Source organism: Variovorax sp. P4_D9 (assembly GCF_056401695.1).
On record NZ_JBFUIU010000148.1, the window covers coordinates 1 to 14,849 of the forward strand.

The 14,849-nt window shown below is 60.6% G+C and carries 7 protein-coding genes, 2 tRNA genes, 3 rRNA genes and 1 pseudogene; 10 read left to right on the plus strand and 3 right to left on the minus strand.

Annotated elements, in window-relative coordinates:
* Window positions 1–2,575 (minus strand): valine--tRNA ligase (locus AC1DY5_RS17580; RefSeq protein WP_478113366.1); only part of this gene is annotated, 2,575 nt, incomplete at its 3' end.
* 90 nt (window positions 2,576–2,665) lie between these two features.
* Window positions 2,666–3,643, minus strand: coding sequence for an MBL fold metallo-hydrolase (locus AC1DY5_RS17585; protein WP_478113368.1), 978 nt, complete (start codon window positions 3,641–3,643; stop codon window positions 2,666–2,668).
* Between the two features lie 87 nt (window positions 3,644–3,730).
* On the opposite strand from AC1DY5_RS17585, the gene yaaA reads away from it, so the two are divergent.
* The 9 genes from yaaA to rrf all read left to right on the plus strand — a co-directional run bounded on the left by yaaA (window position 3,731) and on the right by rrf (window position 13,043).
* A complete protein-coding gene (yaaA, locus tag AC1DY5_RS17590) occupies window positions 3,731–4,540 on the plus strand; it encodes a peroxide stress protein YaaA (RefSeq protein WP_478113370.1) in 810 nt (269 codons plus the stop codon).
* The gene (locus AC1DY5_RS17595) at window positions 4,540–5,379 is read left to right on the plus strand and encodes a 2OG-Fe(II) oxygenase (protein WP_478113377.1); all 840 of its coding nucleotides are present in this window, start codon (window positions 4,540–4,542) and stop codon (window positions 5,377–5,379) included. The genes yaaA and AC1DY5_RS17595 overlap by 1 nt, the downstream gene beginning before the upstream one ends.
* A 10-nt stretch (window positions 5,380–5,389) precedes the next feature.
* The gene (locus AC1DY5_RS17600) at window positions 5,390–6,283 is read left to right on the plus strand and encodes an alpha/beta fold hydrolase (protein ID WP_478113372.1); all 894 of its coding nucleotides are present in this window, start codon (window positions 5,390–5,392) and stop codon (window positions 6,281–6,283) included.
* On the plus strand, window positions 6,280–7,137 hold the full coding sequence (queF, locus tag AC1DY5_RS17605) for an NADPH-dependent 7-cyano-7-deazaguanine reductase QueF (RefSeq protein WP_478113374.1): 858 nt from the start codon (window positions 6,280–6,282) through the stop codon (window positions 7,135–7,137). The genes AC1DY5_RS17600 and queF overlap by 4 nt, the downstream gene beginning before the upstream one ends.
* 641 nt (window positions 7,138–7,778) lie before the next feature.
* Window positions 7,779–9,313: ribosomal RNA gene (locus AC1DY5_RS17610) — 16S ribosomal RNA — on the plus strand.
* A 70-nt stretch (window positions 9,314–9,383) separates the two neighbouring features.
* Window positions 9,384–9,460, plus strand: a tRNA-Ile gene (locus AC1DY5_RS17615).
* Between the two features lie 58 nt (window positions 9,461–9,518).
* Window positions 9,519–9,594 (plus strand) — tRNA-Ala (locus tag AC1DY5_RS17620).
* Between the two features lie 336 nt (window positions 9,595–9,930).
* Window positions 9,931–12,805: ribosomal RNA gene (locus AC1DY5_RS17625) — 23S ribosomal RNA — on the plus strand.
* A gap of 125 nt (window positions 12,806–12,930) precedes the next feature.
* A 5S ribosomal RNA gene (rrf, locus tag AC1DY5_RS17630) occupies window positions 12,931–13,043 on the plus strand.
* The 16S, 23S and 5S rRNA genes sit together here with 2 tRNA genes alongside, the layout of an rRNA operon.
* Window positions 13,044–13,069: 26 nt before the next feature.
* Here rrf and AC1DY5_RS17635 read toward each other — a convergent pair.
* Window positions 13,070–14,122: pseudogene (locus AC1DY5_RS17635) on the minus strand (DNA topoisomerase IB).
* Between the two features lie 208 nt (window positions 14,123–14,330).
* On the opposite strand from AC1DY5_RS17635, the gene AC1DY5_RS17640 reads away from it, so the two are divergent.
* Window positions 14,331–14,849 (plus strand): nucleoside phosphorylase-I family protein (locus AC1DY5_RS17640; RefSeq protein ID WP_478113376.1); only part of this gene is annotated, 519 nt, incomplete at its 3' end.

Consider the following 14,849-nt stretch of genomic DNA (forward strand, 5'->3'; position numbering starts at 1 on the left):
TCACTTCCTTGAGCTTGGCCAGCGTCTGAAGCACCGGCGCCGCATCCCGCAGGAAAGCGCTGCTCGCGGCATCGTCGGCCACTGCGTAGAGCGGCATGCGGGTGGCGGGCGAGACGTTCATTTCGCCGCGCAGCGTGCGGCAGGCGTCGACCAGCGATTTGAGCCTGGCCACGTGGGCCTCTGCGGCTTCGTCGATCTTCTCGGGCTGGCTCTTCGGGTAGGCGGCGATCATGACCGACTCGCCCGCGCGGCCGGCGACCGGCGCCACCTTCTGCCAGAGCGCTTCGGTAATGAACGGGATCACCGGGTGCGCCAGGCGCAGCAGGGTCTCGAGGGTGCGGATCAGCGTGCGGCGCGTGGCACGCTTTTGGGCATCGTCGCCTTGCTGGATCTGGACCTTGGCGATCTCGAGGTACCAGTCGCAGAACTCGTCCCAGGCGAACTGGTAGATCGCGTTGGCGACGTTGTCGAGCCGGTATTCTTCGAAGCCCTTGGTCACTTCGGCTTCGACGCGCTGCAACTGCGAGCTGATCCAGCGATCGGCCTGGCTGAACTTCAGGTAGCCGTGGGCCGGGCCGCCGACCGCGCATTCTTCCTTGGTGTGCTCGCGCAGGCCGCAGTCCTGGCCTTCGCAGTTCATCAGCACGAAGCGGGTCGCGTTCCAGAGCTTGTTGCAGAAGTTGCGGTAACCCTCGCAGCGCTTGGCGTCGAAGTTGATGCTGCGGCCCAGCGAGGCCAGCGAGGCGAAGGTGAAGCGCAGCGCGTCGGCGCCGAAGGYCGGAATGCCGTCCGGGAACTCCTTCTGCGTGTTCTTGCGCACGGCGGGCGCGGTCTCGGGTTTGCGCAGGCCCTGGGTGCGCTTGTCTAGCAGTTCGGGCAGCGAGATGCCGTCGATCAGGTCGACCGGGTCGAGCACGTTGCCTTCGGACTTGCTCATCTTCTTGCCGTGCGAGTCACGCACCAGGCCGTGGATGTAGACGTGCCTGAACGGCACCTTGCCGGTGAAGTGCTTGGTCATCATGATCATCCGGGCGACCCAGAAGAAGATGATGTCGTAGCCCGTGACCAGCACGGTCGATGGCAGGTAGAAGTCGAGGTCCTCGGTCTTCGCGGGCCAGCCCAGCGACGAGAACGGAATCAGCGCCGACGAATACCAGGTGTCGAGCACGTCCTCGTCGCGCGTGAGCGTCTTGCCGGGCGCCTGGGCCTGGGCTTCTTCCTCGCTGCGCGCGACGTAGACCTTGCCGTCGGCGTCGTACCAGGCCGGGATCTGGTGGCCCCACCAGAGCTGGCGCGAGATGGTCCAGTCCTGGATGTTCTCCATCCAGTGGTTGTAGGTGTTAACCCAGTTCTCGGGCACGAAGCTGACTTCGCCCGAGCGCACCGCGTCGATCGCCTTCTGCGCGATCGACTGGCCGTTGGCGTCGGGCTTGGTCATGGCGACGAACCACTGGTCGGTCAGCATCGGCTCGACCACCGCGCCGGTGCGGGCGCAGCGCGGCACCATCAGCTTGTGCTTCCGGGTCTCGACCAAGAGGCCCAGCGCCTCGAGATCGGCCACCACCGCCTTGCGCGCCACGAAGCGATCGAGCCCGCGGTACTTCTCGGGGGCGTTGTCGTTGATCGTCGCGTCGAGCGTCAGCACGCCGATGCTCGGCAGGTTGTGGCGCAGTCCCACAGCATAGTCGTTCGGGTCGTGCGCCGGCGTGACCTTGACCACGCCGGTGCCGAATTCCTTGTCGACGTAGGCGTCGGCGATCACCGGGATCAGCCGGTCGACCAGCGGCAGCCGGACGCGCTGGCCGATCAGGTGCTTGTAGCGGTCGTCTTCCGGGTGGACCATCACGGCCGTATCGCCCAGCATGGTCTCGGGCCGCGTGGTCGCGACCGTGAGCGTGCCCGAGCCGTCTTCCAGTGGATAGGCGATGTGCCACAGGAAGCCGTCTTCCTCCTCGCTCTCGACTTCGAGGTCGCTGACCGCGGTCTTCAGCACCGGGTCCCAGTTGACCAGCCGCTTGCCGCGGTAGATCAGGCCTTCCTCATACAGCTGGACGAAGGTTTGCGTGACGACCTTCGACAGGTCCTCGTCCATCGTGAAGTATTCGCGGCTCCAGTCGACCGTGTCGCCCATGCGGCGCATCTGCTCGGTGATGGTGTTGCCCGACTGCTTCTTCCATTCCCAGACCCGGGCGACGAAGTTCTTGCGGCCCAGGTCGTGGCGGCTGAGCTTCTGCTCCTGCAACTGGCGCTCGACCACGATCTGGGTCGCGATGCCCGCATGGTCGGTGCCCGGCAGCCACAGCGTGTTGTCGCCGGCCATGCGGTGGTAGCGCGCCAGGCTGTCCATGATGGTTTGGTTGAACGCGTGGCCCATGTGCAGCGTGCCGGTCACGTTGGGCGGCGGCAGCTGGATCGCGAACGAAGGGGCGCCTTCCTTGGGTTCCTGCGTGCCGCGGTAGCCCGCGACGGCGTAGCCGCGTCGCTCCCATTCGGGCCCCCAGTTCGCCTCGATGGCAATGGGTTCGAAGGACTTGGAAAGGCTCTCGAGGCCGGGTTGGGGCAGTGTGTCGCTCATGGCGTTGCAAAAGACGAACGGCATCCCGCAGGATGCCGCTTGTGGGGGGTGAAGGTCGGGGGATTTTATTCGACTGCGGAAAGGCCGTGCTCACTGCGGCGGCGCATAGTTCACCGGCAGCCAGACATAGCCCGAGCCCTGGGCCCGCACGCGGCCGATGCCGGGGAAGGGCAGGTGCGCTCCGGCGACCAGGTAGCCGTGCCGGGCGGCATCGGCGTAGGCTTTGCGGCGTTGCGCCGCAGCGGCCTTGGGATCGGTGTCGAACTGGATCGTGACCGAGGGGTTCTCGAATTGGACCGCCGCCACGTGCATCAGGTCGCCCCAGAAGACGATCTTCTGGCCCTTGCTCTCGGCGATGAAGAGGCTGTGCCCAGCCGTATGGCCGCGGGCGGCCTGGGCCCGGATGCCGGGCATCAGTTCGGTGTCGCCGTCGAAGGGCTTGAACCTGCCGGCCGCGATGTACGGATTCAGCGATGCCATCGCGCCCTGGAAGGAGCCCTTGGCGTCGGCCGGCGCCTTGTCCAGGTTGGCCTGGCTGAGCCAAAAGTCGGCATCGTGCTGGTCGGCGCGCACAGTCGCATTGGGGAAGGCGGGCTTGTCGCCCGCCATCAGGCCGCCGACGTGGTCCGGGTGGAGGTGGGTGATGTAGACCTCGTCGACCTGCTCGCGCTGGTAGCCGGCCGCCTTCAGGTTGGCCACCAGCTTGCCCAGGGTGGGCCCGAACAGGCCCGCGGCACCAGCGTCCACCAGCACCAGCTTGCTGCCGGTGTTGATCAGGTAACCGTTCACGGAGGTTTCCAGAGGGCTCTGCAGGTAGGAGCGGGCCAGGATCTTCTTCACCTGGGCCGGGGCGGTGCGCGTCAGGATTTGGTCCACCGGCAGCGCGACGGTGCCGTCCGACAGCGCCGTGACCTGGAAATCGCCGACCATCACGCGATAGAAGCCAGGCGCCGGTTCCTTGGCGAGCGGCGCCGCGGCATTGGCGGCGGTCGGGCTCCAGAACGCCGTGGCGGCACAACTGGCCGCCAGCACGAATGCAGCGGTTCGAAACAGGAAGTTAGCCTTCATCGCGGGTCTCCAGACGAATGGGGTTGGGAATGCAGGCGCACTCTATACCGGGCCGAGACTTTGCCGCGGGCGGTCGATAATTCGAGCATGCTGTTCCTGCTTTCCCCTGCCAAATCACTCGACTACGACACGCCAGTGCTCGAGACGCTGCCTGCCACGCAAGCCCGCTTCGAAGGCCCGAAGAGCCCCGCAGCCGAGCTGATCCGGATCCTGCGCGAGAAATCGCCGCAGCAGATCGCCGAACTCATGCACCTGTCGGACAAGCTGTCGGCGCTCAACGTGGCGCGCTACGCGGCCTGGGCGTCGAAGGGCAGCGCCAAGAATGCCAAGCAGGCTGCGCTGGCTTTCGACGGCGACGTCTACGGCGGGCTCAACGCCAAATCCCTCGACGCCAGGCAACTGGCCTGGGCGCAGAACCACATCTGCATCCTGAGCGGCCTCTATGGCGTGCTGCGCCCGCTCGACCTGCTGCAGCCCTACCGGCTCGAGATGGGCACGCAGCTCGAGAACCGCCACGGCAGGGACCTCTACGCCTTCTGGGGCCCGCGCATCGCCGCGCACCTCAACGAGCGGCTGGCCGCCGACCGCACGCCGGTGGTCATCAACCTGGCCTCCCAGGAGTACTTCAAGTCGGTCGACCGGCACGTGCTCAAGGCCCGCGTGGTCGAGTGCGTGTTCGAGGAATGGAAGGCCGGGACGGGCGCCAAGGCCGATCCCGGACGCTACAAGATCATCAGTTTCTTCGCCAAGCGGGCGCGCGGCCTGATGGCGCGCTGGGCCGTGCTGCACAAGGCCGCTACGCCCAAGGCGCTGGAAAGTTTCGATCTCGAGGGCTACGCCTTCGACGCCGCGGCGTCGAAGTCCGATCGGATGGTGTTTCGGCGGAGGCCCGCATGATCGGCCAGGCCATCAGTCCCGAACTGCGCGAGTGGGTCGCGGTCCAGCTCGCGGCCGGTCATTCGTTGCCGAGCCTGCGCGCTTCGATGCGCGCTGCCGGCTGGCATGATGACGTCGCCGATGTCGCCTTGCAGGGCATCGAGGTGCAGGGTGCGGTCGTGCCCGCCGCGGATCCTTCGCATTTGGGCCTGCCGGGCCCCGATCTGTCGGCCTCCCCGCTCTATGTCGACGCCGGCGATCGCCGTGTGCAGGTGCTGCAGACGATGCGCCATCCGCGGGTCATCGTCTTCGGCGACCTGCTGTCCGATGAGGAATGCGAGGCCCTGATCGTCACTGCGCGCGAGCGCCTCGCGCGATCGCTCACGGTCGAGACGAAGACCGGTGGCGAAGCGCTCAATGTCGATCGAACCAGCGACGGCATGTTCTTCGAGCGCGGCGAGAACCCCCTCGTCGCCCGGCTCGAGCAGCGTATCTCGACGCTGCTTCGATGGCCGGTGGAATTCGGCGAGGGCCTCCAGGTGCTGCGCTATTCACCAGGTGCCCAGTATCGCCCGCACTACGACTACTTCGATCCCGGCGAGCCCGGCACGCCGACCATCCTGCGCCGGGGCGGCCAGCGCGTGGCGACGCTGGTCATGTACTTGCACGAGCCCGAACAGGGCGGTGCCACGACCTTCCCCGACGTCGGCCTCGAGGTCGCGCCCAAGCGCGGCACCGGCGTCTTCTTCAGCTATGACCGGCCCGACCCTTCGACCCGCACCCTGCACGGCGGCGCGCCGGTGCTGATCGGCGAAAAATGGGTCGCGACCAAGTGGCTGCGCGAGCGCGAATTCATCTGACACAGCCGCCATGAAGATCACAGCCAACGGGATCGAAATCGAGGTCGAGGACAGCGGCGGGGAAGGGCGGCCGGTGGCGCTGCTGGTCATGGGACTCGGCATGCAGCTGATCGGCTGGCCCGACGATTTCGTCCAAGCGCTGGTCGATGCGGGGTTCCGGGTCGTGCGCCATGACAACCGCGACATCGGCTTGAGCCAGGGCTTCGACCAGGCCGGTGTCGGCAACCTGCTCTGGCAGAGCGTGCGCCAGCGCATCGGCCTGCCGGTGCGTTCCGCGTACAGCCTGCAGGACATGGCGAACGACTCGCTCGGCGTGCTCGACGCACTGGGCATCGCCCGGGCCCATGTGGTCGGCGCATCGATGGGTGGCATGATTGCCCAGCGCCTCGCGGCCAGTGCACCTCTGCGCACGGCCAGCCTGGTGAGCATCATGAGTTCGAGCGGTGCCCGCAAGCTACCGGGCCCGCGTCCCGACGTCGCGGCCGCCCTGCTGCGGCGCCCGCCCAGCCGGACCGAAGCGGCGCTAGTGGCGCACGGCCTGAGCATGGCGCGGCGGATCCAGAGCCCGGCCTATGCGCAGGACGACGAGGTGGTCGCCGATCGCATCCGGCGAGCCATGCGCCGCGCCTATCGGCCGGCCGGCGTGGTGCGGCAGATGCTCGCGATCGTCGCCGACAGCGACCGTGCCGAGATGCTGCTACGCATCGCCAGTCCGGCCTTGGTGCTGCATGGCGAGGCCGACGCGCTGGTGCCGATCGCCTGCGGCCGGGACTCGGCGCAGCGCATTCCCGGTGCCCGCTTCGTCTCGATCCCGGGGATGGGCCACGACCTGCCGCCGCCGGTGGTCGACCTTCTCATGCAACACATCCTTCCTTTTCTCGACCACGCGCAGAGCCGTCCATGAGTCTAGACAACACCCCGGAGCAGTCGCAGCTGGGCCGTGCATCCGCCTACGTCGACCAGTACGACGCCAGCCTTCTGTTCCCGATCCCGCGCAAGACGCAGCGCGAAGCGATGGGCATCGCGAGCGACCGGCTGCCCTTTTTTGGCGCCGACCTCTGGACGGCCTTCGAGCTGAGCTGGCTCAATCCGCGCGGCAAGCCGCAAGTGGTGATCGGGCACTTCACGATTCCCTGCGAAACGCCCAACATCATCGAGAGCAAATCCTTCAAGCTTTATCTGAACAGCTTCAACAGCACCGTGTTCACGGATGCGCAGGCGGTGCGGGAGCGCCTGCGCACCGACCTCGGCGAGGCCTTGTGGCGCGGCAGCGACCGCTCGGCGGGCATTGGCGTCAGGCTGCTGGCGCCCGAAGCATTCGAGCTCGAGTCGGTTCGCGAGGTCGATGGCCTCGATCTCGATCGCCTGGACATCGAGTGCACGCACTACCAGCCGGCCCCCGAGCTGCTGTCCAGCGACCTGACGCAGCCGCCGGTCACCGAGACCTTGAGCAGCCGCCTGCTCAAGAGCAATTGCCTGGTGACCGGCCAGCCCGACTGGGGCAGCGTGCAGATCCGCTACAACGGCCCGCCGATCGAACAGGCCGGATTGCTCGCCTATATAGTGAGCTTCCGCAACCACAACGAATTCCACGAGCCCTGCGCCGAGCGCATCTTCACGGACATCTGGAAGCGCTGCCAGCCGACCCAGCTGGCGGTCTATGCGCGCTACACGCGGCGCGGCGGGCTGGACATCAATCCCTTCCGCACCAGCTGGCCCCAGGCCTTGCCCGCCAACACCCGCACGGCAAGGCAGTAGGTGCGCTCCGCACAAAAGTGGGAGAGGGGGCGGGAAAACCCTGGAAACCGTGCCATAATTGATGGCTCTGCTGAGGTGACTCGGTGCTTCATCCTCCTCTAGGAGGCGAAGTCATCGAGGCAAACGGCAGAGAAGAAAAAAGCCCTCGAGGCTGGCGCAACGATAAAAAGCTGTGCCATAATCGAAGGCTCCGCTGAAAACGACGGCGCGGTGCTTCTCTTGGGAGGCGCGGTGATCGAAGCAGACGGTGGGGGGGGAGAAAAAAAGGCTGCGGTCTTGACGAAGTTAAAAAAACTGAGTCATAATCGAAGGCTCCGCAGAAAACGCAGACTGCAGTTGCTTCTTRGTGAAGCGAATGTGGAAAGCGAAAGAAAGCGAAAAAAGTTTGCCGGTTCTTAAAAAACCGTGTCATAATAGAAGGCTCCGCTGATCGCAGCGAAGCGAAGCAAGACAAGAAATTGTGTTGCGGTGATCGTTAAAAATATACAGCCGATAAGCGTGGGCGTTTGAGGCGAATGGCTAAGTTCTTCGGAACAAAGTCTTCAAGACTTTAAACGCTCATGAGAATAGAAGTGAAGTTCACTTCAATTCCGTTTTTGTGAGTTTTGTCTGACCGCGAGGTTGGACGCAAAATCAAGATCGAACTATAGAGTTTGATCCTGGCTCAGATTGAACGCTGGCGGCATGCCTTACACATGCAAGTCGAACGGCAGCGCGGGAGCAATCCTGGCGGCGAGTGGCGAACGGGTGAGTAATACATCGGAACGTGCCCAATCGTGGGGGATAACGCAGCGAAAGCTGTGCTAATACCGCATACGATCTACGGATGAAAGCAGGGGATCGCAAGACCTTGCGCGAATGGAGCGGCCGATGGCAGATTAGGTAGTTGGTGGGGTAAAGGCTCACCAAGCCTTCGATCTGTAGCTGGTCTGAGAGGACGACCAGCCACACTGGGACTGAGACACGGCCCAGACTCCTACGGGAGGCAGCAGTGGGGAATTTTGGACAATGGGCGCAAGCCTGATCCAGCCATGCCGCGTGCAGGATGAAGGCCTTCGGGTTGTAAACTGCTTTTGTACGGAACGAAAAGGTTCTTTCTAATAAAGAGAGCTCATGACGGTACCGTAAGAATAAGCACCGGCTAACTACGTGCCAGCAGCCGCGGTAATACGTAGGGTGCAAGCGTTAATCGGAATTACTGGGCGTAAAGCGTGCGCAGGCGGTTATGTAAGACAGTTGTGAAATCCCCGGGCTCAACCTGGGAACTGCATCTGTGACTGCATAGCTAGAGTACGGTAGAGGGGGATGGAATTCCGCGTGTAGCAGTGAAATGCGTAGATATGCGGAGGAACACCGATGGCGAAGGCAATCCCCTGGACCTGTACTGACGCTCATGCACGAAAGCGTGGGGAGCAAACAGGATTAGATACCCTGGTAGTCCACGCCCTAAACGATGTCAACTGGTTGTTGGGTCTTCACTGACTCAGTAACGAAGCTAACGCGTGAAGTTGACCGCCTGGGGAGTACGGCCGCAAGGTTGAAACTCAAAGGAATTGACGGGGACCCGCACAAGCGGTGGATGATGTGGTTTAATTCGATGCAACGCGAAAAACCTTACCCACCTTTGACATGTACGGAATTTGCCAGAGATGGCTTAGTGCTCGAAAGAGAACCGTAACACAGGTGCTGCATGGCTGTCGTCAGCTCGTGTCGTGAGATGTTGGGTTAAGTCCCGCAACGAGCGCAACCCTTGTCATTAGTTGCTACATTTAGTTGGGCACTCTAGTGAGACTGCCGGTGACAAACCGGAGGAAGGTGGGGATGACGTCAAGTCCTCATGGCCCTTATAGGTGGGGCTACACACGTCATACAATGGCTGGTACAAAGGGTTGCCAACCCGCGAGGGGGAGCTAATCCCATAAAACCAGTCGTAGTCCGGATCGCAGTCTGCAACTCGACTGCGTGAAGTCGGAATCGCTAGTAATCGTGGATCAGAATGTCACGGTGAATACGTTCCCGGGTCTTGTACACACCGCCCGTCACACCATGGGAGCGGGTTCTGCCAGAAGTAGTTAGCCTAACCGCAAGGAGGGCGATTACCACGGCAGGGTTCGTGACTGGGGTGAAGTCGTAACAAGGTAGCCGTATCGGAAGGTGCGGCTGGATCACCTCCTTTCTGGAAATAAAGCTGTTCAAGTTGAACGCCCACACTTATCGGTTGTTGGAAGATGTCGAAACATCGACATGGGTCTGTAGCTCAGCTGGTTAGAGCACCGTCTTGATAAGGCGGGGGTCGTTGGTTCGAGCCCAACTAGACCCACCAAAATTCTTCCGATGCTCATGATGCCCATGATGCTCTAGGGTGTCAGATATGAGGACCCGGGGGATTAGCTCAGCTGGGAGAGCACCTGCTTTGCAAGCAGGGGGTCGTCGGTTCGATCCCGTCATCCTCCACCACATCTTCAGGTCCTGCGCGGGCTGCAACACGATACTTATACTCAACACCAAAGCTGCTTTGCAAGAGGCATCTTTGTTGTTGATCGGGATCTCTCGATCAATCGGCTGTTCTTTAAAAATTCATAGAGTCGAATCAGCGTTGCTGATGGAAACCGCACATTCGTAAAGGTTTAGTGCGGACCGTGCCATCAGCGACATGAATTTTTGATTGCGTCAAATATGAACTTCAATTTCGAGGAAACTTGAAAGTATGAAGTACGGCATAACGCGCCAGGTGAAAGACCTGGCAATTCCTTGATTAATTTTGGTTTCTGTGAAGAAACGTCAAAGTTATAGGGTCAAGTGAATAAGAGCACGTGGTGGATGCCTTGGCGATGATAGGCGACGAAGGACGTGATAGCCTGCGATAAGCTTCGGGGAGCTGGCAAATTAGCTTTGATCCGGAGATTTCCGAATGGGGAAACCCACCTGCAAAGGTATCGCATGCTGAATACATAGGCATGCGAGGCGAACCGGGTGAACTGAAACATCTCAGTAGCTCGAGGAAAAGACATCAACCGAGATTCCGAAAGTAGTGGCGAGCGAAATCGGAAGAGCCTGTTAGTGATAGCACAAGACTTAACGGAACAGTTTGGAAAGACTGGCCATAGCGGGTGACAGCCCCGTACGTGAAAAGACCTGTGTGGTACTGAGCTAACGAAAAGTAGGGCGGGACACGAGAAATCCTGTCTGAATATGGGGGGACCATCCTCCAAGGCTAAATACTCATCATCGACCGATAGTGAACTAGTACCGTGAGGGAAAGGCGAAAAGAACCCCGGGAGGGGAGTGAAATAGATCCTGAAACCGCGTGCTTACAAAAAGTAGGAGCCTCGTAAGGGGTGACTGCGTACCTTTTGTATAATGGGTCAGCGACTTACATTCAGTGGCAAGGTTAACCGAATAGGGAAGCCGTAGAGAAATCGAGTCCGAATAGGGCGATCAGTCGCTGGGTGTAGACCCGAAACCAAGTGATCTATCCATGGCCAGGATGAAGGTGCCGTAACAGGTACTGGAGGTCCGAACCGACTAGTGTTGCAAAACTAGCGGATGAGCTGTGGATAGGGGTGAAAGGCTAAACAAACTTGGAAATAGCTGGTTCTCTCCGAAAACTATTTAGGTAGTGCCTCAAGTATTACCGTCGGGGGTAGAGCACTGTTTTGGCTAGGGGGTCATGGCGACTTACCAAACCAAGGCAAACTCCGAATACCGACGAGTACAGCTTGGGAGACAGAGCACCGGGTGCTAACGTCCGGACTCAAGAGGGAAACAACCCAGACCGCCAGCTAAGGTCCCTAAAATTGGCTAAGTGGGAAACGAAGTGGGAAGGCTAAAACAGTCAGGATGTTGGCTTAGAAGCAGCCATCATTTAAAGAAAGCGTAATAGCTCACTGATCGAGTCGTCCTGCGCGGAAGATGTAACGGGGCTAAGCCAGTTACCGAAGCTGCGGATTTGCAATTTATTGCAAGTGGTAGGAGAGCGTTCTGTAAGCCTGTGAAGGTGCGTTGTAAAGCGTGCTGGAGGTATCAGAAGTGCGAATGCTGACATGAGTAGCGTTAAAGGGGGTGAAAAGCCCCCTCGCCGTAAGCGCAAGGTTTTCTACGCAACGTTCATCGGCGTAGAGTGAGTCGGCCCCTAAGGCGAGGCAGAGATGCGTAGCTGATGGGAAACAGGTCAATATTCCTGTACCGATGTGTAGTGCGATGTGGGGACGGATCTTAATAGGTCATCCGGGTGTTGGATATCCCGGTTTAGTTGGAAGTAGGCGATGGGTAGGCAAATCCGCCCGTCATATACCGAGGCCAATGATCGAGCCAGCTTGCTGGTGAAGTGACTGAACGAGGTTCCAGGAAAAGCCACTAAGCTTCAGCTATACACGACCGTACCGCAAACCGACACTGGTGCGCGAGATGAGTATTCTAAGGCGCTTGAGAGAACTCAGGAGAAGGAACTCGGCAAATTGACACCGTAACTTCGGAAGAAGGTGTGCCCTATTAGTGTGAAGTGAACAACGGAGCATGAATGGGTTGCAAAAAATCGGTGGCTGCGACTGTTTATTAAAAACACAGCACTCTGCAAACACGAAAGTGGACGTATAGGGTGTGACGCCTGYCCGGTGCTGGAAGATTAAATGATGGGGTGCAAGCTCTTGATTGAAGTCCCAGTAAACGGCGGCCGTAACTATAACGGTCCTAAGGTAGCGAAATTCCTTGTCGGGTAAGTTCCGACCTGCACGAATGGCGTAACGATGGCCACACTGTCTCCTCCTGAGACTCAGCGAAGTTGAAATGTTTGTGATGATGCAATCTCCCCGCGGAAAGACGGAAAGACCCCATGRASCTTTACTGTAGCTTTGTATTGGACTTTGAACAGATCTGTGTAGGATAGGTGGGAGGCTTTGAAGCAGGGTCGCTAGATCTTGTGGAGCCAACGTTGAAATACCACCCTGGTGTGTTTGAGGTTCTAACCTAGGTCCATTATCTGGATCGGGGACAGTGCATGGTAGGCAGTTTGACTGGGGCGGTCTCCTCCCAAAGCGTAACGGAGGAGTTCGAAGGTACGCTAGTTACGGTCGGACATCGTGACGATAGTGCAATGGCATAAGCGTGCTTAACTGCGAGACTGACAAGTCGAGCAGATRCGAAAGCAGGACATAGTGATCCGGTGGTTCTGTATGGAAGGGCCATCGCTCAACGGATAAAAGGTACTCYGGGGATAACAGGCTKATMCCSCCCAAGAGTTCAYATCGACGGSGRKGTTTGGCACCTCGATGTCGGCTCATCKCATCCTGGGGCTGTAGCCGGTCCCAAGGGTATGGCTGTTCGCCATTTAAAGAGGTACGTGAGCTGGGTTTAAAACGTCGTGAGACAGTTTGGTCCCTATCTTCCGTGGGCGCTGCAGATTTGAGGAAGCCTGCTCCTAGTACGAGAGGACCGGAGTGGACACACCTCTGGTGTATCGGTTGTCACGCCAGTGGCATTGCCGAGTAGCTAAGTGTGGAAGAGATAACCGCTGAAAGCATCTAAGCGGGAAACTCGTTTCAAGATGAGATCTGCCGGGGCCTTGAGCCCCCTAAAGAGTCGTTCAAGACCAGGACGTTGATAGGTCAGGTGTGGAAGCGCAGTAATGCGTTAAGCTAACTGATACTAATTGCTCGTGCGGCTTGACCCTATAACTTTGATCTACGATCAAGGTGTTATGCCAAGTTGACGCATTCAAAACAATTCAAATACCAAGCTGATTCCAGACTCTATGAATTCGTCGCCTTGACCCCGTCAAGGTGACAACCCTTTATGCCTGATGACCATAGCGAGGTGGTCCCACTCCTTCCCATCCCGAACAGGACAGTGAAACGCCTCAGCGCCGATGATAGTGCGGGTTCCCGTGTGAAAGTAGGTCATCGTCAGGCTCTTACAGCCCAATCCGCCCAGCCCCTCAAAAGGCTGGGCGTTTTGCTTTGTGGGCTTTGGCTTCGCGCTTCGAAGCCAGCCGATGCGGTCGCAGGAAGGCCAGCAAGCGGGCCTCGGCCGCCTGCAGATGGCATCGGCTTTGGGCACGCTCCCCGATCCGGGTCCAGATGTCGCCGATGGCGTCGGCTTTGCTAGCGAGCGTGCTGCCGAGCGTCAGGACCGCAGGATGCACATAGGCCTTCTTGCTGACCGCCGGCGTGTTGCCCAGGCGCTTCGCCACGGCCGCCAGTATTTCCCTGGCGTTGAAGCGCGCCGACGCAGTTGCGGGTTCGCCGGTCGCGCAGGCCAGGCGCGTCAGTTCCAGCGCCTGAACCTCAGTGCCAGGTACGGAAGTCTTTCGCGGTGAAGCTGTCACCGGCGATTTCCCGTAAGTAGTCGTTTACATCAGTGGATAAGATCCCGCGCGGTGTGCCGTCCTCGGCTTGATACTGAAACAGCTCCTGGCCGGGCAACTGCTGGCACCTTCTGACGATTGCCGCGATGCGCGCGTCGTCGACCTGGGCTTCATGCATCACACCGCTCTTGCCTCGGAAGCGAAGCTCGAGTGTCCCCGGCCCGCACGTCCACATGCTTGTTGCGCAGTGTCGTGAGGCGGTACGAGCCGTTGCTGTTGGCGTACTCCTCGTTGCCGACCCGAAGGAAAGTCGTGTCGAGGAGGCGCACCAGCGTGGCCAGCACCAGTTGCCGCTCGAGCGGCGCCTTGGCGCCCGCGGTCAGATCGCGCGCCACGCGGCGGCGAATCGCGGGGAGCGCCCGACCGAAGGCTTCCACTCGCTCGAATTTGTGTTCGTCCTTCAACATGCGCCATTCGACGTGATATCAGTATTGTTTGCGGCCACGTGCGTCGATCCCGGTCGCTTGCAGGTGCCCGTTGGCGACCGGGCCAGACTTTGTTGTAGGCAGGCGGAATCGCGAGGCGCCGAATGCGCAATATCTCGTCGTCATCCCGCAGCCAGTTGCCGCGGCTGTCCCGATATTGAAAGCCGGCGCCGCGCCTGACCCGGCTCCAGCCCGGCATGCCAGGGTTGATGTAGACCAGTCCGTTGGCAAGGGGAACGGGGCGTTGGGCTGGTGTTTGCGACAATCTCGACCGAGCAAGCGAACAGGCTTCACAGCCTGCAGGTGCGGTCGGCGAGCTGCTGTAGGACGCCGCAATCGTTGCCGCTGCGATGCGCGCACATCCCGTCGTCCTTCTTTCTTCTTTTTCCCTTCCGCGGAGATCTTCCATGTTGTCAGCTTGGTTCCGTCGCGCCCGTTGGGGCGTGCTTCCTGTCGTTGTCGTGCTTGCGGCTGCATGTACCTCGGTTCCCCCGGCACGCGTCGCCGAGCCGGTCAAGGTCAAGATCTTCGTCGCCGCGATGTTCGAGATCGGCCAGAACACCGGCGACCGCGCCGGCGAGTTCCAGCATTGGTACGAGCGCTACTGGAAGGGCGCAACGCCGGTCACGGTGCCCGGCGCGCTGCAACCCGTGTACTGCAACGCCGATGGCGTCTGCGGCGCGGTGCTCGGCATGGGCAAGGTCAACTCCTCGTCGTCGATGCAGGCGATCCTGACCAGTCCGAAGTTCGAATTCTCGAAGGCCTACTACGTGATCTCGGGCGTCGCCGGCACGCCGCCCTCCCGCGGCACGATCGGCGAGGTGAACTGGGCCACCTGGCTGGTCGACTACGACCTCGGCCACCGCTGGGCGCCCGAGGAGAACAAGGCCGGCGAGCCGACCTTCATGCCGCGCAAGGGCTACGAG

Bases quoted from the DNA above. Each gene is read 5' to 3' on its own strand.
- yaaA (WP_478113370.1), top strand. From the start codon at position 3,731: ATGCTGTTCCTGCTTTCCCCTGCCAAATCACTCGACTACGACACGCCA.
- queF (WP_478113374.1), top strand. From the start codon at position 6,280: ATGAGTCTAGACAACACCCCGGAGCAGTCGCAGCTGGGCCGTGCATCC.
- AC1DY5_RS17585 (WP_478113368.1), bottom strand. From the start codon at position 3,643: ATGAAGGCTAACTTCCTGTTTCGAACCGCTGCATTCGTGCTGGCGGCC.
- AC1DY5_RS17600 (WP_478113372.1), top strand. From the start codon at position 5,390: ATGAAGATCACAGCCAACGGGATCGAAATCGAGGTCGAGGACAGCGGC.